17 protein-coding genes are annotated in these 24,982 nt (G+C 28.3%); 15 read left to right on the top strand and 2 right to left on the bottom strand.

All coding sequences use genetic code 11. The features are described from left to right. Nucleotides 1-12 precede the first annotated feature (12 nt). The 14 genes from FNZ64_RS13630 (at nucleotide 13) to FNZ64_RS13565 (ending at nucleotide 20,893) form a co-directional block, all read left to right on the top strand. Nucleotides 13-762, top strand: coding sequence for a nucleotide-binding protein (locus tag FNZ64_RS13630; RefSeq protein ID WP_142415555.1), 750 nt, complete (start codon nucleotides 13-15; stop codon nucleotides 760-762). 12 nt (nucleotides 763-774) lie between these two features. Beyond that, nucleotides 775-2,325: a nitrogenase component 1 gene (locus FNZ64_RS13625; RefSeq protein ID WP_142415554.1), complete on the top strand. Its 1,551-nt coding sequence runs from the start codon at nucleotides 775-777 to the stop codon at nucleotides 2,323-2,325. After that, the gene (locus FNZ64_RS13620; protein WP_142415553.1) at nucleotides 2,325-3,581 is read left to right on the top strand and encodes a nitrogenase component 1; all 1,257 of its coding nucleotides are present in this window, start codon (nucleotides 2,325-2,327) and stop codon (nucleotides 3,579-3,581) included. Before FNZ64_RS13625 ends, FNZ64_RS13620 begins: the two co-directional genes overlap by 1 nt. Before the next feature lie 190 nt (nucleotides 3,582-3,771). Next, nucleotides 3,772-4,311 (top strand): DUF4351 domain-containing protein, encoded by a 540-nt coding sequence (locus FNZ64_RS13615; protein WP_243129290.1) that lies wholly within the window; start codon nucleotides 3,772-3,774, stop codon nucleotides 4,309-4,311. 259 nt (nucleotides 4,312-4,570) lie between these two features. Then, on the top strand, nucleotides 4,571-5,578 hold the full coding sequence (locus FNZ64_RS13610; RefSeq protein WP_142415552.1) for a Wadjet anti-phage system protein JetD domain-containing protein: 1,008 nt from the start codon (nucleotides 4,571-4,573) through the stop codon (nucleotides 5,576-5,578). Between the two features lie 124 nt (nucleotides 5,579-5,702). Next, a complete protein-coding gene (locus FNZ64_RS13605; protein ID WP_142415551.1) occupies nucleotides 5,703-7,310 on the top strand; it encodes a hypothetical protein in 1,608 nt (535 codons plus the stop codon). A 12-nt stretch (nucleotides 7,311-7,322) separates the two neighbouring features. Beyond that, nucleotides 7,323-8,051, top strand: a complete 729-nt coding sequence (locus FNZ64_RS13600; protein ID WP_142415550.1) for a DUF6063 family protein — start codon at nucleotides 7,323-7,325, stop codon at nucleotides 8,049-8,051. Further along, nucleotides 8,044-12,444 (top strand): coiled-coil domain-containing protein, encoded by a 4,401-nt coding sequence (locus FNZ64_RS13595; protein ID WP_142415549.1) that lies wholly within the window; start codon nucleotides 8,044-8,046, stop codon nucleotides 12,442-12,444. Before FNZ64_RS13600 ends, FNZ64_RS13595 begins: the two co-directional genes overlap by 8 nt. 354 nt (nucleotides 12,445-12,798) lie before the next feature. Beyond that, nucleotides 12,799-12,891, top strand: coding sequence for a K(+)-transporting ATPase subunit F (gene kdpF / locus FNZ64_RS15175; protein ID WP_207705533.1), 93 nt, complete (start codon nucleotides 12,799-12,801; stop codon nucleotides 12,889-12,891). 94 nt (nucleotides 12,892-12,985) lie between these two features. Beyond that, a complete protein-coding gene (kdpA, locus tag FNZ64_RS13585; RefSeq protein WP_142415548.1) occupies nucleotides 12,986-14,668 on the top strand; it encodes a potassium-transporting ATPase subunit KdpA in 1,683 nt (560 codons plus the stop codon). A 47-nt stretch (nucleotides 14,669-14,715) separates the two neighbouring features. Next, nucleotides 14,716-16,779, top strand: coding sequence for a potassium-transporting ATPase subunit KdpB (gene kdpB, locus FNZ64_RS13580; RefSeq protein WP_142415547.1), 2,064 nt, complete (start codon nucleotides 14,716-14,718; stop codon nucleotides 16,777-16,779). 33 nt (nucleotides 16,780-16,812) lie between these two features. Beyond that, on the top strand, nucleotides 16,813-17,439 hold the full coding sequence (locus tag FNZ64_RS13575) for a K(+)-transporting ATPase subunit C (RefSeq protein ID WP_142415546.1): 627 nt from the start codon (nucleotides 16,813-16,815) through the stop codon (nucleotides 17,437-17,439). Between the two features lie 42 nt (nucleotides 17,440-17,481). Then, nucleotides 17,482-20,202 carry an ATP-binding protein gene (locus tag FNZ64_RS13570; protein ID WP_423244954.1) on the top strand — a complete coding sequence of 907 codons (2,721 nt, stop codon included), beginning with the start codon at nucleotides 17,482-17,484 and terminating at the stop codon, nucleotides 20,200-20,202. Then, a complete protein-coding gene (locus tag FNZ64_RS13565; protein WP_142415545.1) occupies nucleotides 20,195-20,893 on the top strand; it encodes a response regulator in 699 nt (232 codons plus the stop codon). Before FNZ64_RS13570 ends, FNZ64_RS13565 begins: the two co-directional genes overlap by 8 nt. 110 nt (nucleotides 20,894-21,003) lie before the next feature. Here the strand turns inward: FNZ64_RS13565 and FNZ64_RS13560 are convergent, their stop codons facing one another. Both FNZ64_RS13560 and FNZ64_RS13555 read right to left on the bottom strand, forming a co-directional pair. Then, nucleotides 21,004-21,312, bottom strand: a complete 309-nt coding sequence (locus FNZ64_RS13560) for a nucleoside triphosphate pyrophosphohydrolase (protein ID WP_142415544.1) — start codon at nucleotides 21,310-21,312, stop codon at nucleotides 21,004-21,006. After that, complete coding sequence (locus tag FNZ64_RS13555; RefSeq protein ID WP_142415543.1) at nucleotides 21,299-23,806, bottom strand: DEAD/DEAH box helicase family protein; 2,508 nt, start codon at nucleotides 23,804-23,806, stop codon at nucleotides 21,299-21,301. Before FNZ64_RS13555 ends, FNZ64_RS13560 begins: the two co-directional genes overlap by 14 nt. 186 nt (nucleotides 23,807-23,992) lie before the next feature. On the opposite strand from FNZ64_RS13555, the gene pip reads away from it, so the two are divergent. Beyond that, nucleotides 23,993-24,955, top strand: a complete 963-nt coding sequence (gene pip, locus FNZ64_RS13550; protein WP_142415542.1) for a prolyl aminopeptidase — start codon at nucleotides 23,993-23,995, stop codon at nucleotides 24,953-24,955. Nucleotides 24,956-24,982 lie beyond the last annotated feature (27 nt).

Genomic DNA, 24,982 nt, shown 5'->3' with positions numbered 1-24,982 from the left:
GAGGAGATTTATATGAGGAAGATTGCTATTTATGGAAAGGGAGGAATAGGGAAATCTACTACAGTTTCAAACCTTTCAGCAGCGCTATCACTTAAAGGATATAAAGTAATGCAAATAGGATGTGATCCTAAAGCTGATTCTACAAAAAATTTAGTTGGAGGAATATTTATTCCTACAGTTCTTGATGTTATAAGAGAAAAGGATGAGGATGTAGAACTTTCAGATATAGTAGTTGAAGGATTTAATGGAGTTTTATGTGTAGAATCAGGGGGACCAACTCCAGGTATAGGATGTGCGGGAAGAGGCATAATAACAGCTTTTGAAAAGTTAGAAGAACTTGAAGCTTTTGAAGAATATAAACCAGATATAGTTATATATGATGTACTTGGAGATGTGGTTTGCGGCGGTTTTGCTATGCCAATTAGAAATGGCTATGCAAAGGAAGTGTATATAGTAACTAGTGGTGAAATGATGAGCATGTATGCAGCTACTAATATTTCAAATGCGGTAAATCAGTTTAAAAGTAGAGGATATGCAAAATTAGAAGGACTTATTTTAAATGCAAAAAACGTAGAAAATGAGGAAGAATTAGTTCAAAAAACAGCTTGTGAAATAGGAACAGAAGTTGTTCATTATATACCAAGGAATAGAACTATTCAAGAGGCAGAACATCAAGGAAAAACAGTGGTTGAAGCCTTTCCGGATTCAGATATGAGTGAAATTTATTTTAAATTAGCAGATAAAATAATAGAAAGAGCATAGGAGGAGAAAAAATTGGAGTATTTATATGATTTATCAAAAGCAGTTAGATTAGATAATATTAAAGAAGATAAAGATATAAAACAATTATCCTATGCTCAATTTCCAGGAACACATTGTCCCTTATTTGGTAGCATAATGACAAGTACCTATGTAAAAGATTTAGTAATATTAGTAGCAGGCACAGAAGAATGTACATACTATGCAAAGGATTTTGCCCATGTTAGGCAAAAAGGAAAGGATAATGTAATATCTTTTGTAGCAAATAAAAATGATATAGTATTTGGATGTAATAAAAAAACACAAGAAGCTATTTTAAAAATAGATAGAGAAATTAAGCCTAAGGGTATATTAATTGTAACAACTTGTGTACTTGAACTTATTGGAGAAGATTTTGAAGCCATTGTAGAAGAAATTAAACCTAAAGTTAATTCTAAACTTATGGTTGTAAAAACTGAGCATTTCAAATGTAACAGCCATATTCCAGGCATTGAAAGAACCTTAGAAGCATTTACACAATTAATGAAACCATCACAGGGTATAGAAAAAACTATAAATATATTAGGTTACAGATATTCAGGTATTGAAAATACGGAATTATATAAATTATTAAAGAAAAATAATGTAAATATAAACTTAAGTATACCTTCCAATTGTACTATTGAGGGTTTAGAAAAGGCAACTAGAGCTAAATTGAATATAGTTACAGATTTTACAGCACTTAAATTAGCTAAAAAAATGAAAGAGGATTTTAATATTGAATATGTGTATTTTGACAAGCATTTTGATTTAAATACTATTGAAGAGTCCTATAGAAAAATTGAAAGAGTTTTAGAAATAGACCTATCAGAAGACATTAAAATATTAAAAGAAAAATTAAAAGAAACCATAGATAGAAGCAAAGAAAAATTAAAAGGAAAAACCTTTATATATGGAAATACACCTATGAATGCCTTTGAATTCTCAAGTTTTTTATGTGACTTAGGTATGGAACCTTTAATAATACAAGTAAGAGAATTATATGAAAATGATAATATTTATATAGAAAAAATAAAGGAAAACTACAATCCATATATCTCAAGAATTGCAAATGTAGCTCCTTTAAGACAATTTTATGATAAGCTAAAAGTAGATTATTATATAGGTCATGAAAATCCTATGGAACTTATACAAAGAGGAATAAAGCAAATTGTAATGGATGAAGTAGGAGAAAAATTAGGTTTTGAAGTACCTATAACTGTAATAGATGTACTATTAAGTGGAAGAAATATCTTCTCTCTTATGGGAAAAGTGGACAACATACCGCTTCATGCTAGAAAAATCTTAGAGAAAATGAAAAATCAAAAGAATGAAGATAATGAAAATAAAAGCGAAGATAAAAGTATGCCAGAAGGAATGGAAGAAATAATGAACATGGATTTCTTATCAGCTGAGATGAAAGAAATCATATCTAAAATGGATAGTATTCCTCCACAAATGCTAAAAGCCATGAGGATGATGAAAGTTGTTCCAAAGGGAATGGCAAATTACATGATGAAAAAACACATGAAAGAGGGGGAAAAGTAATGAATTTATATAGATATTTTCCAGTACCTTCTGATAGAATGGGAACATTATGGACACTTGGATCTATTAAAGATGCATATATTGTGGAATTTGGACCAGCAGGAACAACCCATTTTTCCATTGAAGGATTTATGCAATTAAATGCCCAAGAAGAAGCTAAGTGTTTTACAACTCATTTAGATGAATCAGATATAGCCTTTGGAAGCCATGAAAGATTAGAAAAAGCTATTAAGGAAGTTGATAAAATTCATAACCCAGAAGTTATATTTGTAATGGGTTCATCTATTACAGCAATTATAGGTATTGATATTAAAAGTATTTGCTTTATGCTTCAAAAAGAGGTAAATGCAACATTGATTCCTATTGATACAGGAGGCTTTAAAGGAGATTTTACCTTAGGAGTTAGAAATACAATTAAATTATTGTGTAAAGAAATCGTAGAAGCTCCCCTAGAAAAGAAAGCTAAGACTTACAATATAATAGGAAGCCAAGTAGATTATTTTAATTATAAATCTGATGTAAATGAAATTAAGGAAATCATGAAAGAGGTTTTTGGGTATACATGTAACTGCATATTTACATCAGATACATCCCTAGAAAAGATTAAAAAGGCATCAGAAGCAGAGTTTAATATTGTAATTAGGTCAGAAGGAATAGATGGGGCTAAAATTCTTAAGGAAAGATATAATCAAGAATATATATTAGGAAGACCTTATGGATTAAAGAATACATTAAAATGGATTAGAGATATTGAAGATGTTATAGGAGTAGAAGGAAATAAAACTTATTTAGATGAAAAAATATTATATATTGAAGATGCTATTATGAAGATAAAGACAATTATAAAAGAGAATAAATGTGAAAGTACTATAATCTCTGGATATTATGATATGGTAAATGGAATTTATCCTATGCTTAAAGAAATGGGATTTAATATATGTTGTGGCATTGTAAAACATAATAAAAAGGGAAATAACTACTTTAATATAGAAGAAGGACTAGAGGATAAAATAAAAATTAACATTTCAGAAGAAGAACAAATGGAATTAATTAACCAGTATAGTCCACAAATTATAGTTGGAGATGGGGCTCTTCTTAAAATGTCAGATAGTCCTATAAAAATACAAATATCCAATCCTAATTTAAGTAAAGTTTTAATATATAATAGAACTCCATTTATAGGATTTAACGGGATGCTATATATGATTGAACTTACTATAAATAGTATAAAAGATGGTTATATGCTGGCATTATAAGTTTTATTAAACGTGAATTAAAGAAGTACTCCCTATAGGAAAGTTTATGCTATAATAATTTTATGATGCATCTCTTTTCTATAAACATAATAGAAAAGTAAAAACATTAGTAATATACTCTTCAAATATAAAAGAAGCAAAAACAAAATTAGATGCTGGAACTATAAAATACGAATTAGATGCTTTTTATATGAGTAGCCTAGATGGGGATAAAAAATATAATGAGTTAAAAGAAAAGATAGAAAGAGGAGATGAATTAACAAAAGAAGAGATTCTTAGCTTAACATTTATTCCTCTTATGAGTGGTAAAGATGATAAATCAGTAAGAACTATAAAGAGTATCGAACTTGCTGGTAAAATTAAAGAAGGTAACAATAAACTTCAATGCTTAAGTTTACTTTATGCTCTTTTAGAAAAGTTTGGTGACCATGAAAGTAGAAGAAGATTTAAGGAGGTATTTACTATGACTGAAATTGGAAAAATGATAAGAGATGAAGGTCTTAAGGAAGGTCTTAAAGAAGGTCTTAAGGAAGGTCTTAAAGAAGGAGAAACTATAGGGAAGATTGAAGGCAAATATGAAATATTAATTAAACAATTAATAAAAAAATTTAAGAAAGTTCCTAATGAATACAGGGAAAAAATTAAAACTTTATCCTCTGATACCATGGATATAATAGCAATAGAAATTTTTGAAATGGATGATATAAAAGATTTAGAAAAATATTTCTAAAGTTTTAAAACAGCCTAGGTTCAAATATTAAAACTCTTAGTATAATATTTATTACAGAAACCTCTAATAAGGCTTAATATCTAAAAAGCAGTTATTACATGAATTACATGATAACTGCTTTTTTATATGGTTCATTTTCTAAAGAATAAGATATAACCTTAGTTTTTAGAAAATATTTTGACATAAAAATTAACTTATAGTAAATTTAAGAGGAATAGAACAATTATTTTGTATGTAATAATATAAATAGGAGAGAAAAATGTCTAAATTTCAAAATTTTAAAAATACTTTTATTGCACTAGATGAAATTAAAGAGATGTTTAAGATAGATGATTATTTAAACCTATATAATAAAATTTGCAATTCTATAGAATTAGGTGAAATAGAGCCTGTAAAAAGTAGTAATTTAAATGGAAAAAATCCACCACTACATAGTAGATATAGAATAATTAAAAAAGAAGAAGATAATAGTGCTTTAATAGATGAATTAACTTATAAAGTCACTGTAGATTTTGATGTTTCTTATTATAAAAAACATATTGATAAATACAAGGAACATAGAGAGTATATTTTAAAGCTTAATGATTTTATTTTAAATCATAAAGAGGAGTTATTAAATCCAATTTCTATGAATGAAAGAGCCTTTCAGATATGGAGCATGGAGAAGTTTCTTCAAAAGGGTGAAGGTAAAACCATATTAAAAAATTTAGGCTTAAGCTTAGACTTTCTAAATTACTATGATACATCGGAACCCTTAGCTTACTATTCAGCGTCAAAGCATATACCTCAGAAGGTTTTAATTATAGAAAATAAGGATACCTATTATACCCTTAGAAGACATTTAATTAGTAAGGGAGATAATATTTTAGGGGAAGATATAAGCACTGTAATCTATGGTGGTGGAAAAAATATAAATAAGGCATTTAAAGATTTTCAAATTTCTGTAGAGGAGTATGTTTCAAATAGGGAAAATGAAATATTATATTTTGGAGATCTTGATTATGAGGGCATCGTAATATATGAAGGACTTTGCAGGGTAAATCACAATAATTACAAAATTACTCCCTTTGTTAAAGGCTATGAAGCCATGATTTCTAAGGCTTTTACAGAAAATATTCCTTTGCAAAAGACCAAAGAGGGACAAAATAGAAATATAGGTGATGAATTTTTGAATTCTTTTACACCAGAGATTAGAAAAAGAATTTTAGAAATATTAGAGGAAGACCTGTATATACCACAGGAAATTATAAATATTAATGATTTATAGGACTCTATATATAAATATGGAATAGATTAGGGGCATTACTATAAAGAGAACTGATTTATAGTAATTATTAAAGGGTATAGCTTAAATTAACATAAAAATTTTTAAAAGTAATAAGGAGAGGAATATGGATTTTAGTTTCTTAGATTCACATCATATAAGAATGAAGAAAATAGGGGCATATGCTTTGCTTTTTAGAAACAGTATAGCTAAGGGAACTTGGAAAAAATACGGTTTTGAAGAGGGATATGAGCAAGATAATATGATATTTGCAGTACTACTTTATATAATGGAACAATCTTTAAAGGAAGAGATCTGCACCTTAGATCATATTAGTGTTTTTATTGATGAAATAAATTCACTATATTTTAAAAAAGAAATTACCTATGAAGATTGTAAGGCACTTGGAGAGTTTATTGTAAATACAATACTTTGCGATGAAGGAAGGGCAATGTATTTTAGAGCCTTTAATTTTAAAGAAAGAGAATATAATGATATAAATATAAGTTTTATAAAAAATAAAATGGAATATATAGAAGGAGTTAGGAGAGTTACTTATTCTCTAACTGAAGAAGGTTATTCCCTGTTGCTTTCAACCTTAGAGGTAGAAGAAAACTTAAAGATTACTATTGATGAAATTATTTTTAAAATGCACTTAGAGAAGGCAGACTATGATAAGGCAGTTAATGATATAAAAAATATATTTAATCAATTTAGAATAAGAGTTCAGAAAATTGAGGATGATATAAGAAGGATTAGAGAAAATCCACTTAGTTACTCTGTAGATGAGTATAATAAACTTACAGATGGAAACTTAGAACTTATAAATAATAGTAAGCAAAAGTTTAGTATACATAGAGAAAATGTGGAAGAGAAGATTAAAGAATTTATCCATAAGGATATTAATATAGAGGAATTAAATAAGGAAGAGAAAGAGAATTTAAATAATCTTAGGATTATTAAGGAGTATTTAAGCAGAACCATTGATGAAGATCAGAGGGTTCTTTTAAAACACTATGACATAAAAGATATTTATGGAAAAGAATTAGAAGACATATCTAAAATGGCATTAATTGAACGCTTTAATTTTAAAAATGAGATATATGATAAAGTCATTGAAGATATAAGCAAAATAGGGGATATACATATATTTTTAAGACCTATATTTAAAAATAAGCTGCGTAAAACCTACAATATAAATAAAGCCTTTTTATATAAAATGAGTAGAAAAAATAATAGTGATGAAGAGGAAGAACTATTAACTTTTAATGAAGAAGAGTTTATGGAAGAAGAGAATAGAAGAAAATTAGAGAAATTAGAAAAATATAAAGGTGTTTTGCAAATTATATTAGAATTAGCAAAGGAAAAACAGCATATTTCTCTTAGTGAAATTAAAAAACTAATTGAAGACAGTTCTATACTTATTAAAAAGTTAATACCAAATGTTAGAATTTTTAGAGAAGTTATTATTGAGCTTATTAAAAACAGAGAGATAAATATAGAGGACATAAAAAAAGAGAGAGAAAATACTGTGGAAAGTGGGGAAATAGAATTTCAATTAAATAAAACCATTCTTGATATAATAGATGAAAACATAAATTTAAAAAGTATCAAAGAGATTTCAGTAGAAAAGTTAAGTGGTAATGAGGATATACATCTTACAGGAGTATTAGATGAGGACGGAGAGCTGAAAAATTTCATCTGTTCAGACATTTTATTTAGGGTTACACAGTAGAGGAGGATTTTTGTGAGTTATTTAATGGAAGAAATTAAAATAAGTAATAAAATATACTATTATCTTTTAAAGCATGGAGAATTAAATATCAGAGAAGAAGAATTGTACAAGGCGTATTCAGATAATGAAAATATAGAAGCTTTGGTAAAGGAACTTGGAGAAGATTCAGATGCCATGATTAAAAAATATGGTGGAGTTATATATATGATTCCAAAGGAAGAAAATGATTTTTTAGGCTTTTCAAAGGGGGAGCTTAAAAGAGTACTTTGTAAATCAGGAGCTACGGACAAGGATTATTATTTATCTCAGTTTATAATCTTAACCTTGCTTATAAATTTTTATAGTTCACAAGGTATAAGCAGTAAATCTAGAGATTACATAAAAATAGGAGAATTTTTAAATATTATAAGCGATAGATTAACAGAAGGAGCTAATAAGGAAGCAGATAGGGAACAGGATGAAGATTATAAAAATGATTCAGGAATAATTTTTAAAGATTTATTAGAGAAATTTGAATCCTTAAAGAGCTTAGATAAAAAGACTACATCTAAAACCACAAAAGAAGGTTTTGTAGATGGGATTTTAAGATTTCTAGATGAACAAGGACTAATTTATTATATACAAAATGATGATATTATTAAAACTACACCTAAGTTAGATAGTTTTATGGATTGGAACTTACTTAATAAAAATAATTATGAAAGAGTTTTAAGAGTAATGGGAGAGAAAATAGATGAGTAAAATTAATAGTATTAGAATTGTAAACTTAAATTATAATAATAATTCTATGAGAGTTGATGATGAGATATTTAATCTTGATAGTGAAGATACCATGTTTAGCTTAAGAAATGGAGGGGGAAAGTCTGTTCTAGTTCAGATGATAATGGCGCCCTTTGTTAATAAAAGATTTAGAAATGTAAAAGAGAGAAACTTTGAGAGTTATTTTACCTCTCAGGTACCTACATATATATTAGTAGAATGGAAGCTTGACAATGGTGGTGGCTATGTTTTAACTGGTATGATGGTTAGAAAAAAACAAGATATTAGTGATGAAGATTCAAAGGATAAACTAGATATAATAAACTTTATTTATGAGTATAAAAATAAAAATGGATATGATATAGAAAATATACCTATAATTGAAAACATAGAGGGAAAGAAAAAGGTTAAAAGCTTTGCAAATAGTAAAAAGCTATTTGAAGATTTAAAGAAGGATAAAAACTTTGAGTTTAATTATTATGATATGACAAGTTCTACAACTACAAGGGCATATTTTGATAAATTAATGATCTATGATATAAATCACAAAGAATGGGAAAATATTATAAAGAAAATAAATTTAAAAGAGTCAGGATTATCAGAGCTTTTTTCTAATGCTAAAAATGTAGAGGGCTTGGTTAAGGAGTGGTTTATACCTGCAATTGAAGACAAGATAACTAGGGATGAAAATAGAATAAAAAATTATAGAGATATTTTAAATAGTTATATAAAGCAATACAAAGAAAATAAAAGTAAAATAGATAAAAAAGAAAAAATAGAACTCTTCAATAAACTTTCAAAGGAAATAAAAGAAACTACTATGGAAGCTATAAAAATTATTGAAAATAGAGAAGCACTAGAAAATGAAATAGCTAATACCATAGTTTATTTAGAAAGTCAACTTCAAAAATCAATTAGAGAAGAAGAGGGCTTAGAAGAAGAATTTAATAATCTTAAAGAAGAGCTTAAAAGTTTAGAATATGAAGAAAAGTCCTTAGAAGTATATAAAAAAGAAGAAGAGAAAAGTAATTTTAATGAAAAGTATGAGCATAGCAAAAAAGAAGAGGAAGAACTTGAAAAAAAGGTTGAAAACTTAAAGAGAAAAATAAATATTTTTACATGTTCAAAACTTCATAGTGAATATATTGAACGTTCAGAAAAGCTTTTAAAACTTGAAAATGAGCTAAAAATTCTTAAAGAAAAAAATCAGGATAAGGCACCAAGAAGAGATAATATAGGTTTTAATATTGGAAGAATTATAAATAATGAAATAGAAGATATAAAGCAAAAAGAAGATAAGAGAAGTGAAGAACTTAAAAGTTTGCAAGAAGAAAAAACTACTGCAGAAGTAAATTTAAAAAATAATAACAAAAGCATAAATGAATTAAAGGGTAAAGAGGGAAGGTTAATAGCTTATTTAGAATCCTTTAATAAAATAGAAGAAAAGTTCAATAAAAAATACAAAGAAAGTCTTCAAAGAAATATTGAAGGTTTATTAGATGAAGAGAAAGTTTTAAACTTAGAAAAAGATATAAGTGATAAGAGTTTAAGCTTAGATAAGGAAGAAAAGCAATTTGGAGAAAAATTAATTAAGTCTAAAGAAGAAGAGAAAATCTTAGAAAGTGAAAAAGAGAAAAATAAAAGTAACCAAACTAAGATAGCTATGCATTTAGACGAAAAAAATAAAGAATTAAATCTTGCTGAAGAAGAACTAAAAGAACGTAGAGAAATTATAAAATATATTGATTTTAAGGAAGAAGAATTATTTAATCTTGAAAAAATAGCTTTTGCCTTTAATAGTAAAATTAATGGATTTGCTGATGAGGAAAGAAAAATAAGAAATTCTATAGAAAATATAGAAAATGAAATATTTAAACTTGAAACAGGAAAGGTATTAGAACTTTCTACTAAGTTAGAAAATGAATTTAAAAAACGTGATATAAAAATAGTATATGGTATGGAGTGGTTAAAGAAAAATGGTTATTCTGAGGAAGAAAATTTAGATATTATAAAAAATAACCCTTTTATTCCATATTCCTTAATTATGGATTGGAGGGAAATAGAAATACTAAAAAAAGAACCCATAGATATTTTTACTTCTACCCCTATAGTAATTATAAAGAGAGAAAGCATTAAAAATGATATGAAGGATTATAAGGAATCAATCGTAAGTTTAGATGGCATAGAGTTTCTTATATCATTTAATAATAAACTACTTAATGAAGAAGAATTAAAAAAATTAATTCTAGAAAATAAGAGAATTTTAGAAGAAAAAAATGAAGAATTAAATAGAATAAAAGAAGATATAAAATTATATAGAGATAAGGAATCCATAATAAAAACCTCTAAATTAACAAAGGCAGCTTATGAAAATATAAAAATTCAATTACAAGATTTAAACAACGAGGCAGAAGAATTAAGAGAAAATGAAATTAAAATAAGTAAAGAACTAACAAAAGTTAAAGAAGAAATTTATAATTTAAAAGATACTATAGAGAAAATAAAGGAATCCCTAAAGTTAAATAGAGAAAAATCTATAGATTTCAATGAATTAAAAGAAGAATATAGTAAATACAAAAAACAAAGGTTTGAACTTTCAGAAGCAAAAGAATTAATTAAGGTAACAAGTGAGAAAATTAATAGTTTAAGCACAGAAATAAAAGATATAGAAAATAGACTTCAGGATGGAAGAAATATTTTAAACAATTATATAAATGAAAGACAAAAGCTTGAAGAGGAAAAAGCTAAGTATAGTATATATAAGACAGGAGAAATAATACTTAAAGATAAAGAGGACTTAGTTGCTGAATATGAAGCCCTTAACAAGGAAATAAGCAGTACAGAACAGGAATTAATTAGAGAAATTGCAGAATCAGATAAAAAGTTTAAAGAGGCTCAAAGAAATCTTAGTCTAAAAGAAAATCAATATCTTCTTTCAGAAGAGGAGTATACAAAAGTTAAGTATGACATCCACGAGGAACAAGAATTAGAAGAAAATTTAAAAAGTGAAGAAAAATACTTAAAAGAAATAAGAAAAAAATCAGAAAAATTAAAAGAAGATATAGTAAAACTAGAAACTGAAATTACTGCTATGATGAAAAGAATAAAGGAAGAATTTAATACAGAATTATTAAAAGAAAGAGAACTTATATTTGAAAAAAATTATGAAGAAGAGAGAGAAAAAATAAAGTTAAGAATTAAAAATACCCTAGGATTAAAAGAAAAAACTTCAAAAATAAGAAGGGAACTAGATAAAAATCTTGATAATTTAAAAGAATACAATGATTTAAAAATAAAGGAAGAAATAAAAATTGAACTTGATATTAATACCTTAAGTGACACCTTAGGCATGATGAAAAGAGATTTAAGAAATCTAGCAAAAGACGAAGAAAGTGTTATAAATAAAGTTTCAAGGGAAATAAATTATAAGTTATATCAAAAAAATAATTTTATTGAGGATGAAACCTTTAGGCAGCCTATACAGACCTTTAATAATTTATTAGAAAAACCAAGGGAGCTTTTAAAACAATTAAATATAGTAGAACAATCATATAGTGACCTTATAAAAAAATTATTACAAGATATATCCTTAATAAACAAAGAGGAAGAAAAAATTATAGAAAGTTTATTAGAGTATATCAAAGATATTAATGATAATTTAAGCCAAATAGATAATAACTCCACTATAAATATAGGAGCTAAAAGAATTAAAATGCTTCTTATATATGTTCCCGAATGGGAAGAAAATAAAGAGTCCTATAAGATTAAATTAAAAGATTATATTGAAGAACTTAGAGAGCATTGTTTATTGATATTAGATAAAAATGAAAATATAGAAGATACAATTAGCACAAAAATAACAAGCTATAAACTCTACAATGAAATCGTAGGAACTAGCAATGTTAAAATAAAACTATATAAAATCGAAGAAGAAAAGCAAAGACAAATAAGCTGGGATGAAGTTGCAAAAAATTCAGGAGGAGAAGGTTTCCTATCAGCCTTTGTAATTTTATCAAGCCTTCTTACTTATATAAGAAAGGATTTTAAAGATATATTCACTAAATATGAAAGTGGAAAGGTCTTAATAATGGATAACCCATTTGCTCAAACAAGTTCCTCTCACCTTTTAAAACCTTTAATGGATATTGCTAAAAAAAGCAATACTCAGTTAATATGTTTTACTGGCTTAGGTGGAGATTCTATATACAATAGGTTTAACAACATATATGTACTAAATACAGTTCAGTCAAAACTTAAGGCAGGAACCCAGTATTTAAAAGGGGACCATGTAAAAGGTAAGGAAGAACATGAGGAAAAGAATGAATTTATGGTGTCTTCAAGGTTAAAAATTGAAGAGCAGATGAGATTATTTTAAAAATATAAAAGACTATGAAGTTTTATACTCTTACAAACTTCATAGTCTTTTTGTTTTATGAATTACTATGTAGATACCTTTTAGTTGATAATACTATTATAACTAGATTGAAAAATATACAAAATGTTTAGCTAAAAATCTTTATACAATCTTTATACGTCATAAGGTAGTCTTAACACCATCTTAATATTATAGATGATATTATATGAAATATAAAAAATAAGTGATGGAGGGCTAGTTTATATGTTAGATGTTATTTTTATTTTATCTTTACTGCTAGGATATGTATCTATTAAGTCATTTGCAGACTGGTGTGAAAAGCAAATTATAAAAAAATAGAATTATGGAATTTATATGGGGGAATTAACAATGTGGTTTTTAATTGTAATTATTATATTACTTTTTATTTATTTAAGCTATGCATTATTTAATCCAGAAAAATTTTAATTTAAATGGCTAAAAAAGAAAGGCTTAATATGATGAAATTTTAAGTATAAGAATTTAGATAATAGAAATTAATCAATATAGGAGGACAACTTTTATGGACTGGTTACAAATACTTATAACTTTAATACTCTTTGTATTGCTTGTAATACCTATGGGTAAATACTTATATTATGTAAGCACTGGAGAAAAGGCATTTGGGGACAAGCTTTTTAATAAAATAGATAATTTTCTATATAGGATTTGTGGAATTGATAGAGAAGAAGAAATGACTTGGAGGCAGTATGTGATTTCACTTATTGTAGTAAATGGTGTTATGGTGATTATAGGATATATTATACTTCGCATTCAGGGTACTAATTTTTTAAATCCTAATAAAATAGGAGGTATGGAAGAGAGTTTATCTTTTAATACCATAATAAGTTTTATAACAAATACAAATTTACAAGATTATGCTGGTGAATCAGGGCTTTCTCATTTAAGTCAAATGGTTGTTATTATATTTATGATGTTTACTTCAGCAGCCACAGGACTTTCAGCAGCTCTTGCTTTTATTAGAGGAATTATTGGAAAGAAAAAAACCATGGGTAATTTCTTTGTAGACTTAATTAGAATTGTTACAAGGGTTTTATTACCACTTTCAATTATAGTAGGGATTTTTTTAGTATCTCAAGGAGTGCCACAAACTTTTTCAGGAACAAAAACAGTAACTACCATAGAGGGCAAAATGCAGGATATAGCAGTGGGACCTGTAGCAGCTCTTGAATCTATAAAGCATTTAGGGACTAATGGTGGAGGATTTTTTGGAGCTAACTCATCACATCCTTTTGAAAATCCTACACCTATATCAAATATAATAGAGATGTTATCGATGATGATATTACCAGGTGCCTTAGTATATACTTTTGGTTTAATGGTTAAAAATAAAAAACAAGGACGAGCTATATTTATTGCCATGGCAATTTTATTCCTTATAGGGCTTCCAATATGCTATTTTGCAGAGAAGGCAGGAAACCCAGCTCTTGAAAGTATAGGGCTAAGTCAGGCAATGGGCAATATGGAGGGAAAAGAAGTCAGATTTGGAATAGCACAATCTTCCCTATTTACTAGTGTAACTACGGCATTTACTACAGGGTCTGTTAATAATATGCATGATTCCTTAACACCTTTAGGTGGTGCTGTAGCTCTTGTTAATATGATGCTAAATGCAGTTTTTGGAGGAAATGGTGCAGGCTTTATGAATATGATTATGTATGCAATACTTACTGTTTTCTTATGTGGACTTATGGTAGGAAGGACGCCAGAATTTTTATCAAAGAAAATAGAAGGAAGGGAAATTAAGTTAATTGCACTTGCTATAATCATTCATCCATTTTTAATATTAATGTTCTCAGCAGGAGCCTTAATATTCAAGCAGGGATTAGAAGGTATAAGCAATGGTGGTTTCCATGGATTATCACAGGTTTTATATCAATTTACAACTGCAGCTGCCAACAATGGTTCTGGCTTTGAGGGTTTAGCTGACAATACTATCTTTTGGAACACAGCCGCAGGAATTGTAATGTTCTATGGTAGATACTTATCTACAGTAATACTTCTTGCTGTTGCAGGGTCATTGTCATATAAGCGAGCTATACCTGAGAATTCAGGAACTTTTAGAACGGATAACACTATGTTCACCATAACCTTAGTATTTATAGTTTTAATAATAGGGGCCTTAACATTTTTACCTGTTTTATCTCTTGGACCTATTGCAGAACATCTTACACTTTGGAAATGATGAAGGACATAATTATTGTGAAATAATTAGACAAGGAGAATAATAATATGGACAATAAAAAAGGCAAATCTAAGTTTATTACAAAGGAAATATTAAAAGAAGCTATAGGAGAGGCCTTCAAAAAGCTTAACCCTAAATATATGATAAAAAATCCTGTTATGTTTGTTGTTGAAGTTGGTTTTATAATATCTTTATTGCTTACTTTTTTACCTAATTTATTTGGAGATCAAGGTAATAACTTAAGAATTTATAATTTAATAGTATCAATAATATTATTTATAACTGTAATTTTTGCAAACTTTGCAGAAGCCGTAGCAGAGGGACGTGGAAAAGCACAAGCTGAAAATTTAAAGAAAACTAGAAAGGATACCATAGCAAAACTTTTAGACTCTAAGGGAGATATTAAAGTTATAAACGCAATTGACTTAAAAAAGGGAGATATAGTTTTAGCAGAAAGCGGAGATATAATTCCAAATGATGGAGAAGTAATAGAGGGAATTGCATCGGTTGATGAATCAGCTATAACAGGTGAATCTGCTCCTGTGGTAAAGGAAAGTGGAGGAGATTTCTCAGCAGTTACAGGGGGAACAAAGGTTGTTAGTGACTGGATAAAAATTAAAATAACAGCAACACCAGGAGAATCATTTTTAGATAAAATGATTAAACTTGTGGAAGGAGCTTCAAGACAAAAAACACCAAATGAAATAGCATTAAATACACTACTTGTTAGTTTAACTCTTATATTTCTTATAGTCATAGTAACACTTTATCCTATTGCTAATTATTTAGGGGTAAAAATTGAAATATCTACATTAATTGCTCTTCTTGTATGTTTAATACCTACAACTATAGGTGGTCTTTTATCAGCTATAGGAATTGCTGGTATGGATAGAGTTACAAGATTTAATGTAATAGCAATGTCCGGTAAGGCAGTTGAATCCTGTGGTGATGTAGATACTATGTTGCTTGATAAAACAGGAACTATAACCTTTGGAAATAGACTTGCAGCAGAATTTATACCAGTGGGTAAAGCAAAGACTTTAGATTTAATAAATTATGCTGTAATTAGCTCACTAAAAGATGATACTCCAGAAGGAAAGTCCATAGTTGAACTTGGAAAAAAACTAGGGGCAACCCTAGAGCCTAAAGAATATGAGGGCTTAGAATTTATAGAGTTTACAGCTCAAACTAGAATGAGTGGAATAAATTTAAGCAACGGTGTCATGATTAGAAAAGGTGCCTATGATGCTATAAAAAATAGAATAGAAGAAATGGGTGGAGAACTTCCAAAGGATTTAGAAGATGAAGTTAATAAAGTTGCAAAACTAGGAGGAACTCCTCTTGTGGTTTCTGTTGATAATAGGGTATATGGTGTAATTTATCTTAAAGATACAGTTAAACCAGGCTTAGTAGAAAGGTTCCAAAGACTTAGAGAAATTGGTATTAAGACTGTAATGTGTACAGGAGACAATCCTTTAACTGCAGCAACCATAGCAAAGGAAGCAGGGGTTGACAGCTTTATTGCAGAATGTAAACCGGAGGATAAAATAGAAGCAATTAAAAAAGAACAAGAAGAAGGAAAAATTGTAGCCATGACAGGAGATGGAACCAATGATGCCCCTGCACTTGCACAGGCAGATGTGGGACTTGCAATGAATAGTGGAACCACCGCTGCTAAGGAAGCTGCAAACATGGTGGACTTAGACTCCGATCCTACAAAAATCCTAGAAGTCGTAGAGATTGGGAAACAGTTACTTATAACTAGAGGGGCTTTAACTACTTTTAGCATAGCAAACGACGTAGTTAAGTATTTTGCCATAATACCAGCAGTTTTTACAGCAGCAATACCTGAAATGCAAGCTATGAATATAATGAAACTTTCAACATCCTATAGTGCAATACTTTCAGCATTAATATTTAATGCAATTATAATCCCACTACTCATACCAATTGCGATGAAGGGCGTAAAATATAAGCCTATGAAATCAGAAACTATGTTACTTAGAAATATGCTTATTTTTGGTTTAGGAGGAGTAATCGTACCTTTTATAGGTATTAAAATTATAGACATGGTAATTTATCCATTAGTTAGAGTTCTTAATTTAGGATAAGATATATTTGAAAAAGCAAAAGGAGATATTAAAATGAAAATAATAAAGAAATCCATTTTAGTAAGTTGTGTATTAATGATACTTTGTGGACTTATATACCCAGCTTTTATGACAGGAATAAGTCAGTTAGCTTTCAATAAGAAAGCTAATGGAAGTATTATTGTAGTTGATGGAAAAGAAGTTGGTTCAGAGCTTATAGGGCAAAAATTCACAAATCCTAAATTTTTTAAGGGGAGAGTGTCATATATAGATTATAATACCTATACAGAATTAGATACAAAACTAGATGAGGATAATAAAGCAAAATATAGTGGAGTAGGTTCAGGTTCAGAAAACTTAGCACCATCAAATAAAGCCCTTCAAGAGAGGGTAAAAAAGGATATGGAAGAATTTTTAAAAGCCAATCCAAAGGTTAAAGCTGAAGAAATTCAAGCAGATTTACTTACAAGCTCAGGTTCAGGTCTTGACCCTAATATCAGTCCTAAATCTGCTAAGATTCAAATACCTGCAGTTTCAAAAGCTTCTGGCATAAGTGAAAAGGAACTGGAAAAAATAATAGATAAACATGCTGAAGGAAAAAGCCTTGGTATATTTGGAGAGCCGAGAGTTAATGTACTAAAAGTAAACATTGAAATATCATCAAGATTAAAGGTAAAATAAATAGAGAAGTACTTTATGCTTATTCAAAAGTGAGATTAAGGAGTGAGTTTAATAATTAAGGATAGAAGACCTGACCCATATTATCTTTTAAATCAAGTAAATAAGGAAGAAGATCAATCAATAAGAGGAAAATTAAAAATATTTTTCGGTTATTCAGCAGGAGTAGGAAAAAGTTATGCAATGCTAAGGGAAGCTCATGACCTTAAAAAAGATGGTAAAGATGTAGTAATAGGTTATATTGAACCCCATGCAAGACCAGAAACCATGGCACTATTAGAAGGACTTGAAATTATAGAACCTAAAACTATTAATTATAAAGGGATAATTTTAAAAGAGTTTGATTTAGACAAGGCTTTGGTTAGAAAACCAGAAATAATATTAGTAGATGAACTTGCTCATAGCAATGTTACAACTGAAAGGCATAGAAAGAGATGGCAAGATATAGAGGAACTTCTGGATATGGGCATAGATGTGTATACTACTTTAAATGTACAACATATTGAGAGTTTAAATGATATAGTGGAAAGTATAACCCATGTTTTTGTAAGGGAAACGATTCCAGATAAGATATTTGATAATGCAGATAAGGTAGAATTAATAGATATTGAGCCAACAGAACTTTTAAAGCGTTTTAGTGAAGGGAAGATATACAGCAGGGAACAGACTAAGAAAGCTTTTAAGAATTTTTTTACTATGAATAACTTATTTGCTCTTAGAGAAATTGCTCTTAGAAGAACCGCCGATAGAGTAAATTATGAGGTGGAAAGTGTAAGACTCTCAAAAGGACAAATAACAGTAGTTCCTACAGCAGACTCAATATTAGCTTGTATTGGTAATTCCTCTTCATCTTCAAGAATTATTCGTACTGCTGCTAGAATGGCAGAGGCACATCATTCTAAATGGATAGCTTTATATGTAGAAACAACTAAATCACAAAAATTAAGCAAAGAGGAAAAAGAAAAATTAACTGCAAACTTTAATTTAGCAGAAGAATTAGGTGGAGAAATAGTTACACTATATGGAGACAACATAGCTGAGCAAATAATTGAATATGCAAAATTCAGAAATGTCACCAAAATAATCATAAGTAAGAACCATAGAAAACTTAATAACTTCTTTAATTTTTATGCAAAAGACATAGTGGATAATATAATGGATTCCAATTCTTATATAGATGTCTATGTTATACCTAATTCCACTCATAATAAAAAAATTAGTAGACTAAAATTAAGGGAAAGAATAAATTATAAAATTTCCTTTAAAGAAGTTTTAATATCAATATTAATAATGCTTATTACCACTATAACTTCAATAATCTTTGATCGTTTAGGGTTTAGTGAAGCAAATGTAATTATGATTTTTATTTTAGGGGTAATAATTGTTCATATTGAGACCACTGGTTATACACTAGGTATTATATGTTCTACCTTAGGAATAACAATATTTAATTATTTTTTTACTGAACCTAGGTATTCATTAGAGTTTTTTGATAAAAGTTATTTAGCTACCTTTCCTATAATGTTAGCAGTAACCTTTATAATAGGAACTCTTACAAATAAAATTCAAAAAGAAGCTAGAAATTCCTCCTTAAGAGAAAAAAGAACGCAATCTCTATATAGAGTAAGTAGAAAGCTATTAAGTGCAACCTGTACAGCAGATGTGGTGGTTATAGGAATAAAATATATGTCCAGGCTTTTAGAGAGGAATGTTGTTTGCTATTTAGTAAAAGAAAATAAATTATCAACTCCCTTTATTTATAATTTAGATAAAAAAGGGAAAAATGATATTATTCTCAATAATGAAGAGGAAGCAGCAGCACATTGGACATTTTTAAACGATAAAGAATCAGGAGCAGGCACAAACACATTTTATGGATTAAAAGGATACTATATGCCTTTAAAAAGTCAGGGTAAAATATTAGGTGTTATAGGGATTTCCTGTGCCAATGGTATACTTCAACCAGAGCAAAAGTTTATTTTTGAAACTGTTGCAAGTCAGATTTCTATTGCTCTGCACAGAGAGATTCTCTCAGAAATTCAGAAAAACTCTAAACTAGAAATAGAGAGTGAGAGACTAAGGAGCAGTTTGCTAAGATCAATTTCACATGATTTAAGAAGTCCTCTTGCAGGAATTAAGGGATCAGTAAGTACTATTATTGAAAATGGAAAACTTATATCTAAAGAAAAAAATGAAGAACTTCTTCAAGGTATATATGATGATACGGAATGGCTGATAAGATTAGTAGAAAATCTTCTTAGTATGACAAAATTTGATGAAGGAAAAGTAGAAATAAAGAAAAGCATGGAGTTAGTAGAAGAAGTAGTTTACGAAGTAGTTCAAAGAACTTCAAAGCAATGTAAAGATCATAAGATTAAGATAACTATTCCTGCAGATGTAATAATGGCTCCTATGGATGGTGCCTTAATGGAACAAGTTCTTATAAATTTAATTGATAATTCTTTAAAGTTTACAAAATCAAACTCAACAATAGAAATAAAAGCTTATGAAGAAAATAAAAAAGTTTTCTTTGAAGTTATTGATGAAGGCACAGGGATATCAAAAGAAATATTACCATATATATTTGAAAGGTTTTTTACAAATGGAAGTGATATATCTGATTCACGAAGAGGTGTAGGTTTAGGTCTTGCTATTTGCAGATCAATAGTTGAAGCCCATGGAGGAGAAATTACTGCTTTTAATAGAAAAGAGGGAGGGGCTATTTTTAGATTTTATATTCCAAAGGAGGATGGTGAATGTGAATAATAAACCTTGTATTCTTGTAGTTGAAGATGATAGACCTATAAGAAATTTTATTACAGCATCCTTAGCAGCACAAGAATTTAAATATATTGAAACAGATAAAGGAAAGGAAGCCATAGCACTTTCAATGTCATATAATCCTGATTTAATAATATTAGACCTAGGTCTCCCTGATATTGATGGAATTCAAGTTATTAAGGAAATAAGAGCATGGTCTAAAACACCTATAATAATTGTTTCTGCAAGAGACAATGAAAGACAGAAGGTAGAAGCCTTAGATAAAGGAGCAGATGATTACTTAACCAAACCTTTTGGAATTGGGGAGTTATTAGCAAGAATCAGAGTAGCCTTAAGACATGGAATATTAAATCAAAATGAAAATGAAAACAAGGATAAATTTCAAGTTAAAAATTTAGTTGTTGATTTTGAAAAGAGACGAGTATCCATAAACAATGAAGATATACATCTAACACCTATAGAGTATAAAATAATAGTATTACTTTGTAAACATTCAGGAAAAGTACTAACTCATAATTTTATTATCCACGATATTTGGGGAGCACCTGTGGGAAACGAAACTCAATCACTTAGAGTATTTATGGCGAATTTAAGAAGGAAAATTGAGAAGAATCCAGCAGAACCAGAATATATTTATACAGAAGTTGGAGTTGGGTATAGGTTAATAGATGAATAAAAATCATAAGTTAGCAAAGCTTAAACTTAATATAAAACATTAAAAAGGTAATTTAAAAGAAGAGGGTTCTTTTAAAATTACCTTTATTTAAGAAAAAACTCGTATGCGTATTACCAAACTTTTTTAAGAACTATGCCTTCTTTAAATCCGCCTCTTTCTTCTCTTTTTTCGTCTCTTTTTTTCATTAAATCTTCTTCAGAATATCCTAAGGAGTCTGCAAGGCCAAATAGAACTTCCATTATATCTGCTAATTCTTCTAAGTTTTTATCTTCTATATATTCATTTACTTCTTCTAATAATTTTTTTTCTAATAAATTTTTCTTTTCTTCATTTTTAACTAAAGTTACTTCACATTGTTTACCTGATTTTTCAATTACCTCAGGTATTCTGTCTCTTACTAGTTTATCATAAATTTTCATAGTCACTTTCCCTCATTTCTAATCTGTTTTTATAATATTGTATGGTTCTATAATCTATTGCATCTTTAAAATGCATTAAAAAATATTTATCATTTCTATACTTATCTAATTCATCATTTAAACAAAATTTGTCTCCATGAATATAAAAGAAATCGCTATGAGTTTTAGAAAGAAATTTTATTGGATTATCCTTTGCTAACTTTACATATTTGTCTTTATTCCAAGTTTTAAAATCTTTAGTACTTTTGTGTTTCAACATATCAATGGCATTGGAATTATTAGAATAAAACTCTTTAAAATTTATATAGATATCTTCATTATCAATGTTTAATTTTAAATTTCCACTATTATAAAAAGCTAAAAGTACGGGCATTTTATAAGTTTTACTCATGGAGGTTGTTTCAATAATTTTAATAAAATCATGACCTATTGATTCAACTAATAATTCTTCGGATATATTTAATTTTCCTAGTTTTTTTAGAAAACTTAAGTAATCATTAAATACATTTAATTTTGATACTTTTTTCATCATTTTATAAACTTCAGGATCAATATATTTAAAAAATTCCACTCTGGTAGGTATATGTCCAACTTTATTTTCAACCCTGTAAAATTCATCTATAATTTTATCTTTAATAGTTTTTTCTTGCTCTTCTTGCTTCTTAAATATATCAATTAATCTAAAGTCAAAGTCTACAAAACAGTCTTCAGGATAGTCTATTTCATTTATTTGAGTTCCCAATACTCTATTTTTATCATAGTCTTTGTTTTTGCCACTTAGTAAAAAAGGAATTAAATTTGCTTTTTTATAATTTCCAATAAAGTCTAAGACATTTAAATATTTTTTATATCTAAATCTTCTAAGACCTCTTCCAAGCTGTTGCAAAAATACTGTAGGAGATTCGGTTGGTCTTAAAAACATAACTAAATCAATTGCTGGGATATCTATTCCTTCATTAAACATATCTACTGAAAATATAATTTGTAAATTTTCTTTAGTTAATTCAGAGATAGCCTCTTCTCTATTAAAAGTATTTTCTCCATGTTTTCCGCTATATACAGAACAAGCTTTAATATGATTTTTATTAAAATAATCAGCCATAAATTCAGCATGTTCTTTGGAGGAACAAAAACCTAAAGCGCATTTACTATTATACTTTAAATAATTCTTTAAAATCAAATCTGCTCTTTTATTAATCATTAAGGCTCTTTCAAGTTGCTTCTCATCATACTTACCTTTTTTTATTTGTATTTCACTATAATTCACGCTATCATCGTATATTCCATAATATCTAAAAGGTACTAGCCAGCCCTTATTTATAGCAGTATGGAGCCTTGATTCATAGACTACATTATAATCACATATAGAAAATACATCCTCATTATCTAATCTTTCAGGGGTAGCTGTAAGTCCAAGTAAAAACTTAGGTTTAAAGTAATTTAATATATTTTGATAATTACATGAGATGGCATGGTGAAATTCATCTATAACTATGTAGTCAAAATAATCACTTTTAAAATAGTCCTCATTTAAATACTCTTCCTTACCTAGGGTTTGCACTGTTGCAAATATTAAATTTTCACTAGTATCTTTATAATCACCATAGAAAAATCCTATGGTATCATCTGGCCTTATATTTTTAAAGGATTTAGCAGCTTGTTTTATTATTTCTTCTCTATGAGCTACAAATAATACCTTAGTAAAATTTTTAGAATCAAAGGCTGCAAGATAAGTTTTTCCAATGCCTGTAGCAGCTACTACAATACCTTTATTAAATCCTTCTTCCCTAGATTTTTTAAGTTCATATATAGCTTCTACTTGAACCCCTCTAGGCTCAAACATATTTATAATTTTATCTTCTTTAGAATCCGTAGTATTTTCAATTTCTTTATGGACTTTAGGCCTTATCCAAGAAGCAGAATATTTTTTTAATTCTACATCATCTATTATTATTGAGTGATTTAAAAATAAATCTTCGAAAACAGTTCTAAAATAATTAAAATCTTCCTCACTATGGTCTTTTGTAATTCTATAATTCCATTCAATACCATATGTTAAAGCGGATTTTGATATATTAGAAGAACCAATAAAAATATCTCCTCCATTTTCGTATTGAAATATATATGCTTTAGGATGAAAGGATCTTTTGGTTTCACTATAGAATCTTAAATCTACTTTATCCCCCATAATATCTTTTAACTTATATAATGCTGATGGCTCAGTAATGTTCAAATAATTTCCTGTTAAAATCCTTATGGGAATATTTTTAGTGATTATTTCTTTTAAATCCTTTTCTAAAAGTTTAACACCAGATTCCATTAAAAAAGCTACGATTATATCTACAGACGTAGCTTTTTTAAATGCATCTTTTAATCTAGGTAATAGGTAATCACTATTTCCAATAATACAGTTTTCACTTAATTTACCTAACTCAATTTCCTTTTCACCAATGTTTTCTTCAATATTTACTGAAATAACTTGATTGTTTTTCATACATAATCACCTCAAGCTTCCTTATACATCATTATTTTAACGTATATTAAGTGGATAATCTATAATTTAGTAAAATATATTATTAGTAAGATTTTTATAACTCCAATCATAAAAATAATATTTTTTCAATGACAATATGCTATAATTATAGTAAAATGATAGAAATTATCATGGGGGGGAAAGGCTATGTCACAAAGAAAATTATATCCAGAAATAGAGCCATATAATACAGGTATGTTAAAGGTATCAGAGCTACATACAATGTATTATGAAGAGGTAGGAAATCCGGAGGGAAAGCCTATACTATTCTTACATGGTGGCCCAGGGGCTGGTTTAAGTTCAGATTATAGAAGATATTTTGATCCTGAATTTTATAGAATTATTTTATTTGATCAACGTGGGGCAGGTAAAAGCACTCCTCATGCAGAATTAAGAGAGAACACAACTGCACATTTGGTTTCTGATATTGAAAAATTAAGAGAGCATTTAAATATTGAAAAGTGGATAGTTTTAGGCGGCAGTTGGGGAACTACATTAGCACTAAACTATGCTATAAATCATCCTTCAAAGGTAGTAGGGCTTATTTTAAGAGGAATTTTCTTAGGAAGAAAGACGGATATAGATTGGCTTTATCAAGAAGGGGCTTCTAATATTTACCCAGATAAATGGGAAGAATATTATAATTTAATCCCTGAAGAAGAAAGAGGGAATATGATAAAAGCTTATTATAAGAGACTTACTAGTGAGAATGAAGAAGAAAGATTAAAAGCAGCTAAAGCATGGAGTGTTTGGGAAGGTAATGTGGTAAATTTAATTCCAAATGAAAAAACTATAGAGGAGTTTGGAGCATCATCCCTAGCTCTTTCAATGGCAAGAACAGAGTGTCATTACTTCATAAACAATATGTTTAATGAATCTGATAATTATATATTAGAAAATACGGACAAAATAAAACATATTCCTTGCAGAATAGTTCATGGAAGATATGATATGGATTGTCGTATATCAGGTGCATGGGAACTTCATAAATTATTACCGAAGTCTGAACTTATAATAGTTAAGGATGCTGGACATTCAGGTATGGAGCCAGGTATTTTAAGTGAACTTGTGCAAGCTACAGATGACTTTAAGAAATTATATACTAAGTAATAAGTAAATTTAGGCTTTAATTTCTTA

The sequence above is a fragment of the Hathewaya massiliensis genome, assembly GCF_902143515.1.
Taxonomy (GTDB): domain Bacteria; phylum Bacillota; class Clostridia; order Clostridiales; family Clostridiaceae; genus Hathewaya; species Hathewaya massiliensis.
Note: the sequence above shows the minus strand (reverse complement) of the source record. Positions and strands in the feature narration are given on the sequence as shown.

Bases quoted from the DNA above. Each gene is read 5' to 3' on its own strand.
- kdpB (WP_142415547.1), top strand. From the start codon at position 14,716: ATGGACAATAAAAAAGGCAAATCTAAGTTTATTACAAAGGAAATATTA.
- pip (WP_142415542.1), top strand. From the start codon at position 23,993: ATGTCACAAAGAAAATTATATCCAGAAATAGAGCCATATAATACAGGT.
- FNZ64_RS13560 (WP_142415544.1), bottom strand. From the start codon at position 21,312: ATGAAAATTTATGATAAACTAGTAAGAGACAGAATACCTGAGGTAATT.
- FNZ64_RS13605 (WP_142415551.1), top strand. From the start codon at position 5,703: ATGGATTTTAGTTTCTTAGATTCACATCATATAAGAATGAAGAAAATA.
- kdpA (WP_142415548.1), top strand. From the start codon at position 12,986: ATGGACTGGTTACAAATACTTATAACTTTAATACTCTTTGTATTGCTT.
- FNZ64_RS13620 (WP_142415553.1), top strand. From the start codon at position 2,325: ATGAATTTATATAGATATTTTCCAGTACCTTCTGATAGAATGGGAACA.
- FNZ64_RS13610 (WP_142415552.1), top strand. From the start codon at position 4,571: ATGTCTAAATTTCAAAATTTTAAAAATACTTTTATTGCACTAGATGAA.
- FNZ64_RS13615 (WP_243129290.1), top strand. From the start codon at position 3,772: ATGAGTAGCCTAGATGGGGATAAAAAATATAATGAGTTAAAAGAAAAG.
- FNZ64_RS13630 (WP_142415555.1), top strand. From the start codon at position 13: ATGAGGAAGATTGCTATTTATGGAAAGGGAGGAATAGGGAAATCTACT.
- kdpF (WP_207705533.1), top strand. From the start codon at position 12,799: ATGGGGGAATTAACAATGTGGTTTTTAATTGTAATTATTATATTACTT.
- FNZ64_RS13595 (WP_142415549.1), top strand. From the start codon at position 8,044: ATGAGTAAAATTAATAGTATTAGAATTGTAAACTTAAATTATAATAAT.
- FNZ64_RS13555 (WP_142415543.1), bottom strand. From the start codon at position 23,806: ATGAAAAACAATCAAGTTATTTCAGTAAATATTGAAGAAAACATTGGT.
- FNZ64_RS13575 (WP_142415546.1), top strand. From the start codon at position 16,813: ATGAAAATAATAAAGAAATCCATTTTAGTAAGTTGTGTATTAATGATA.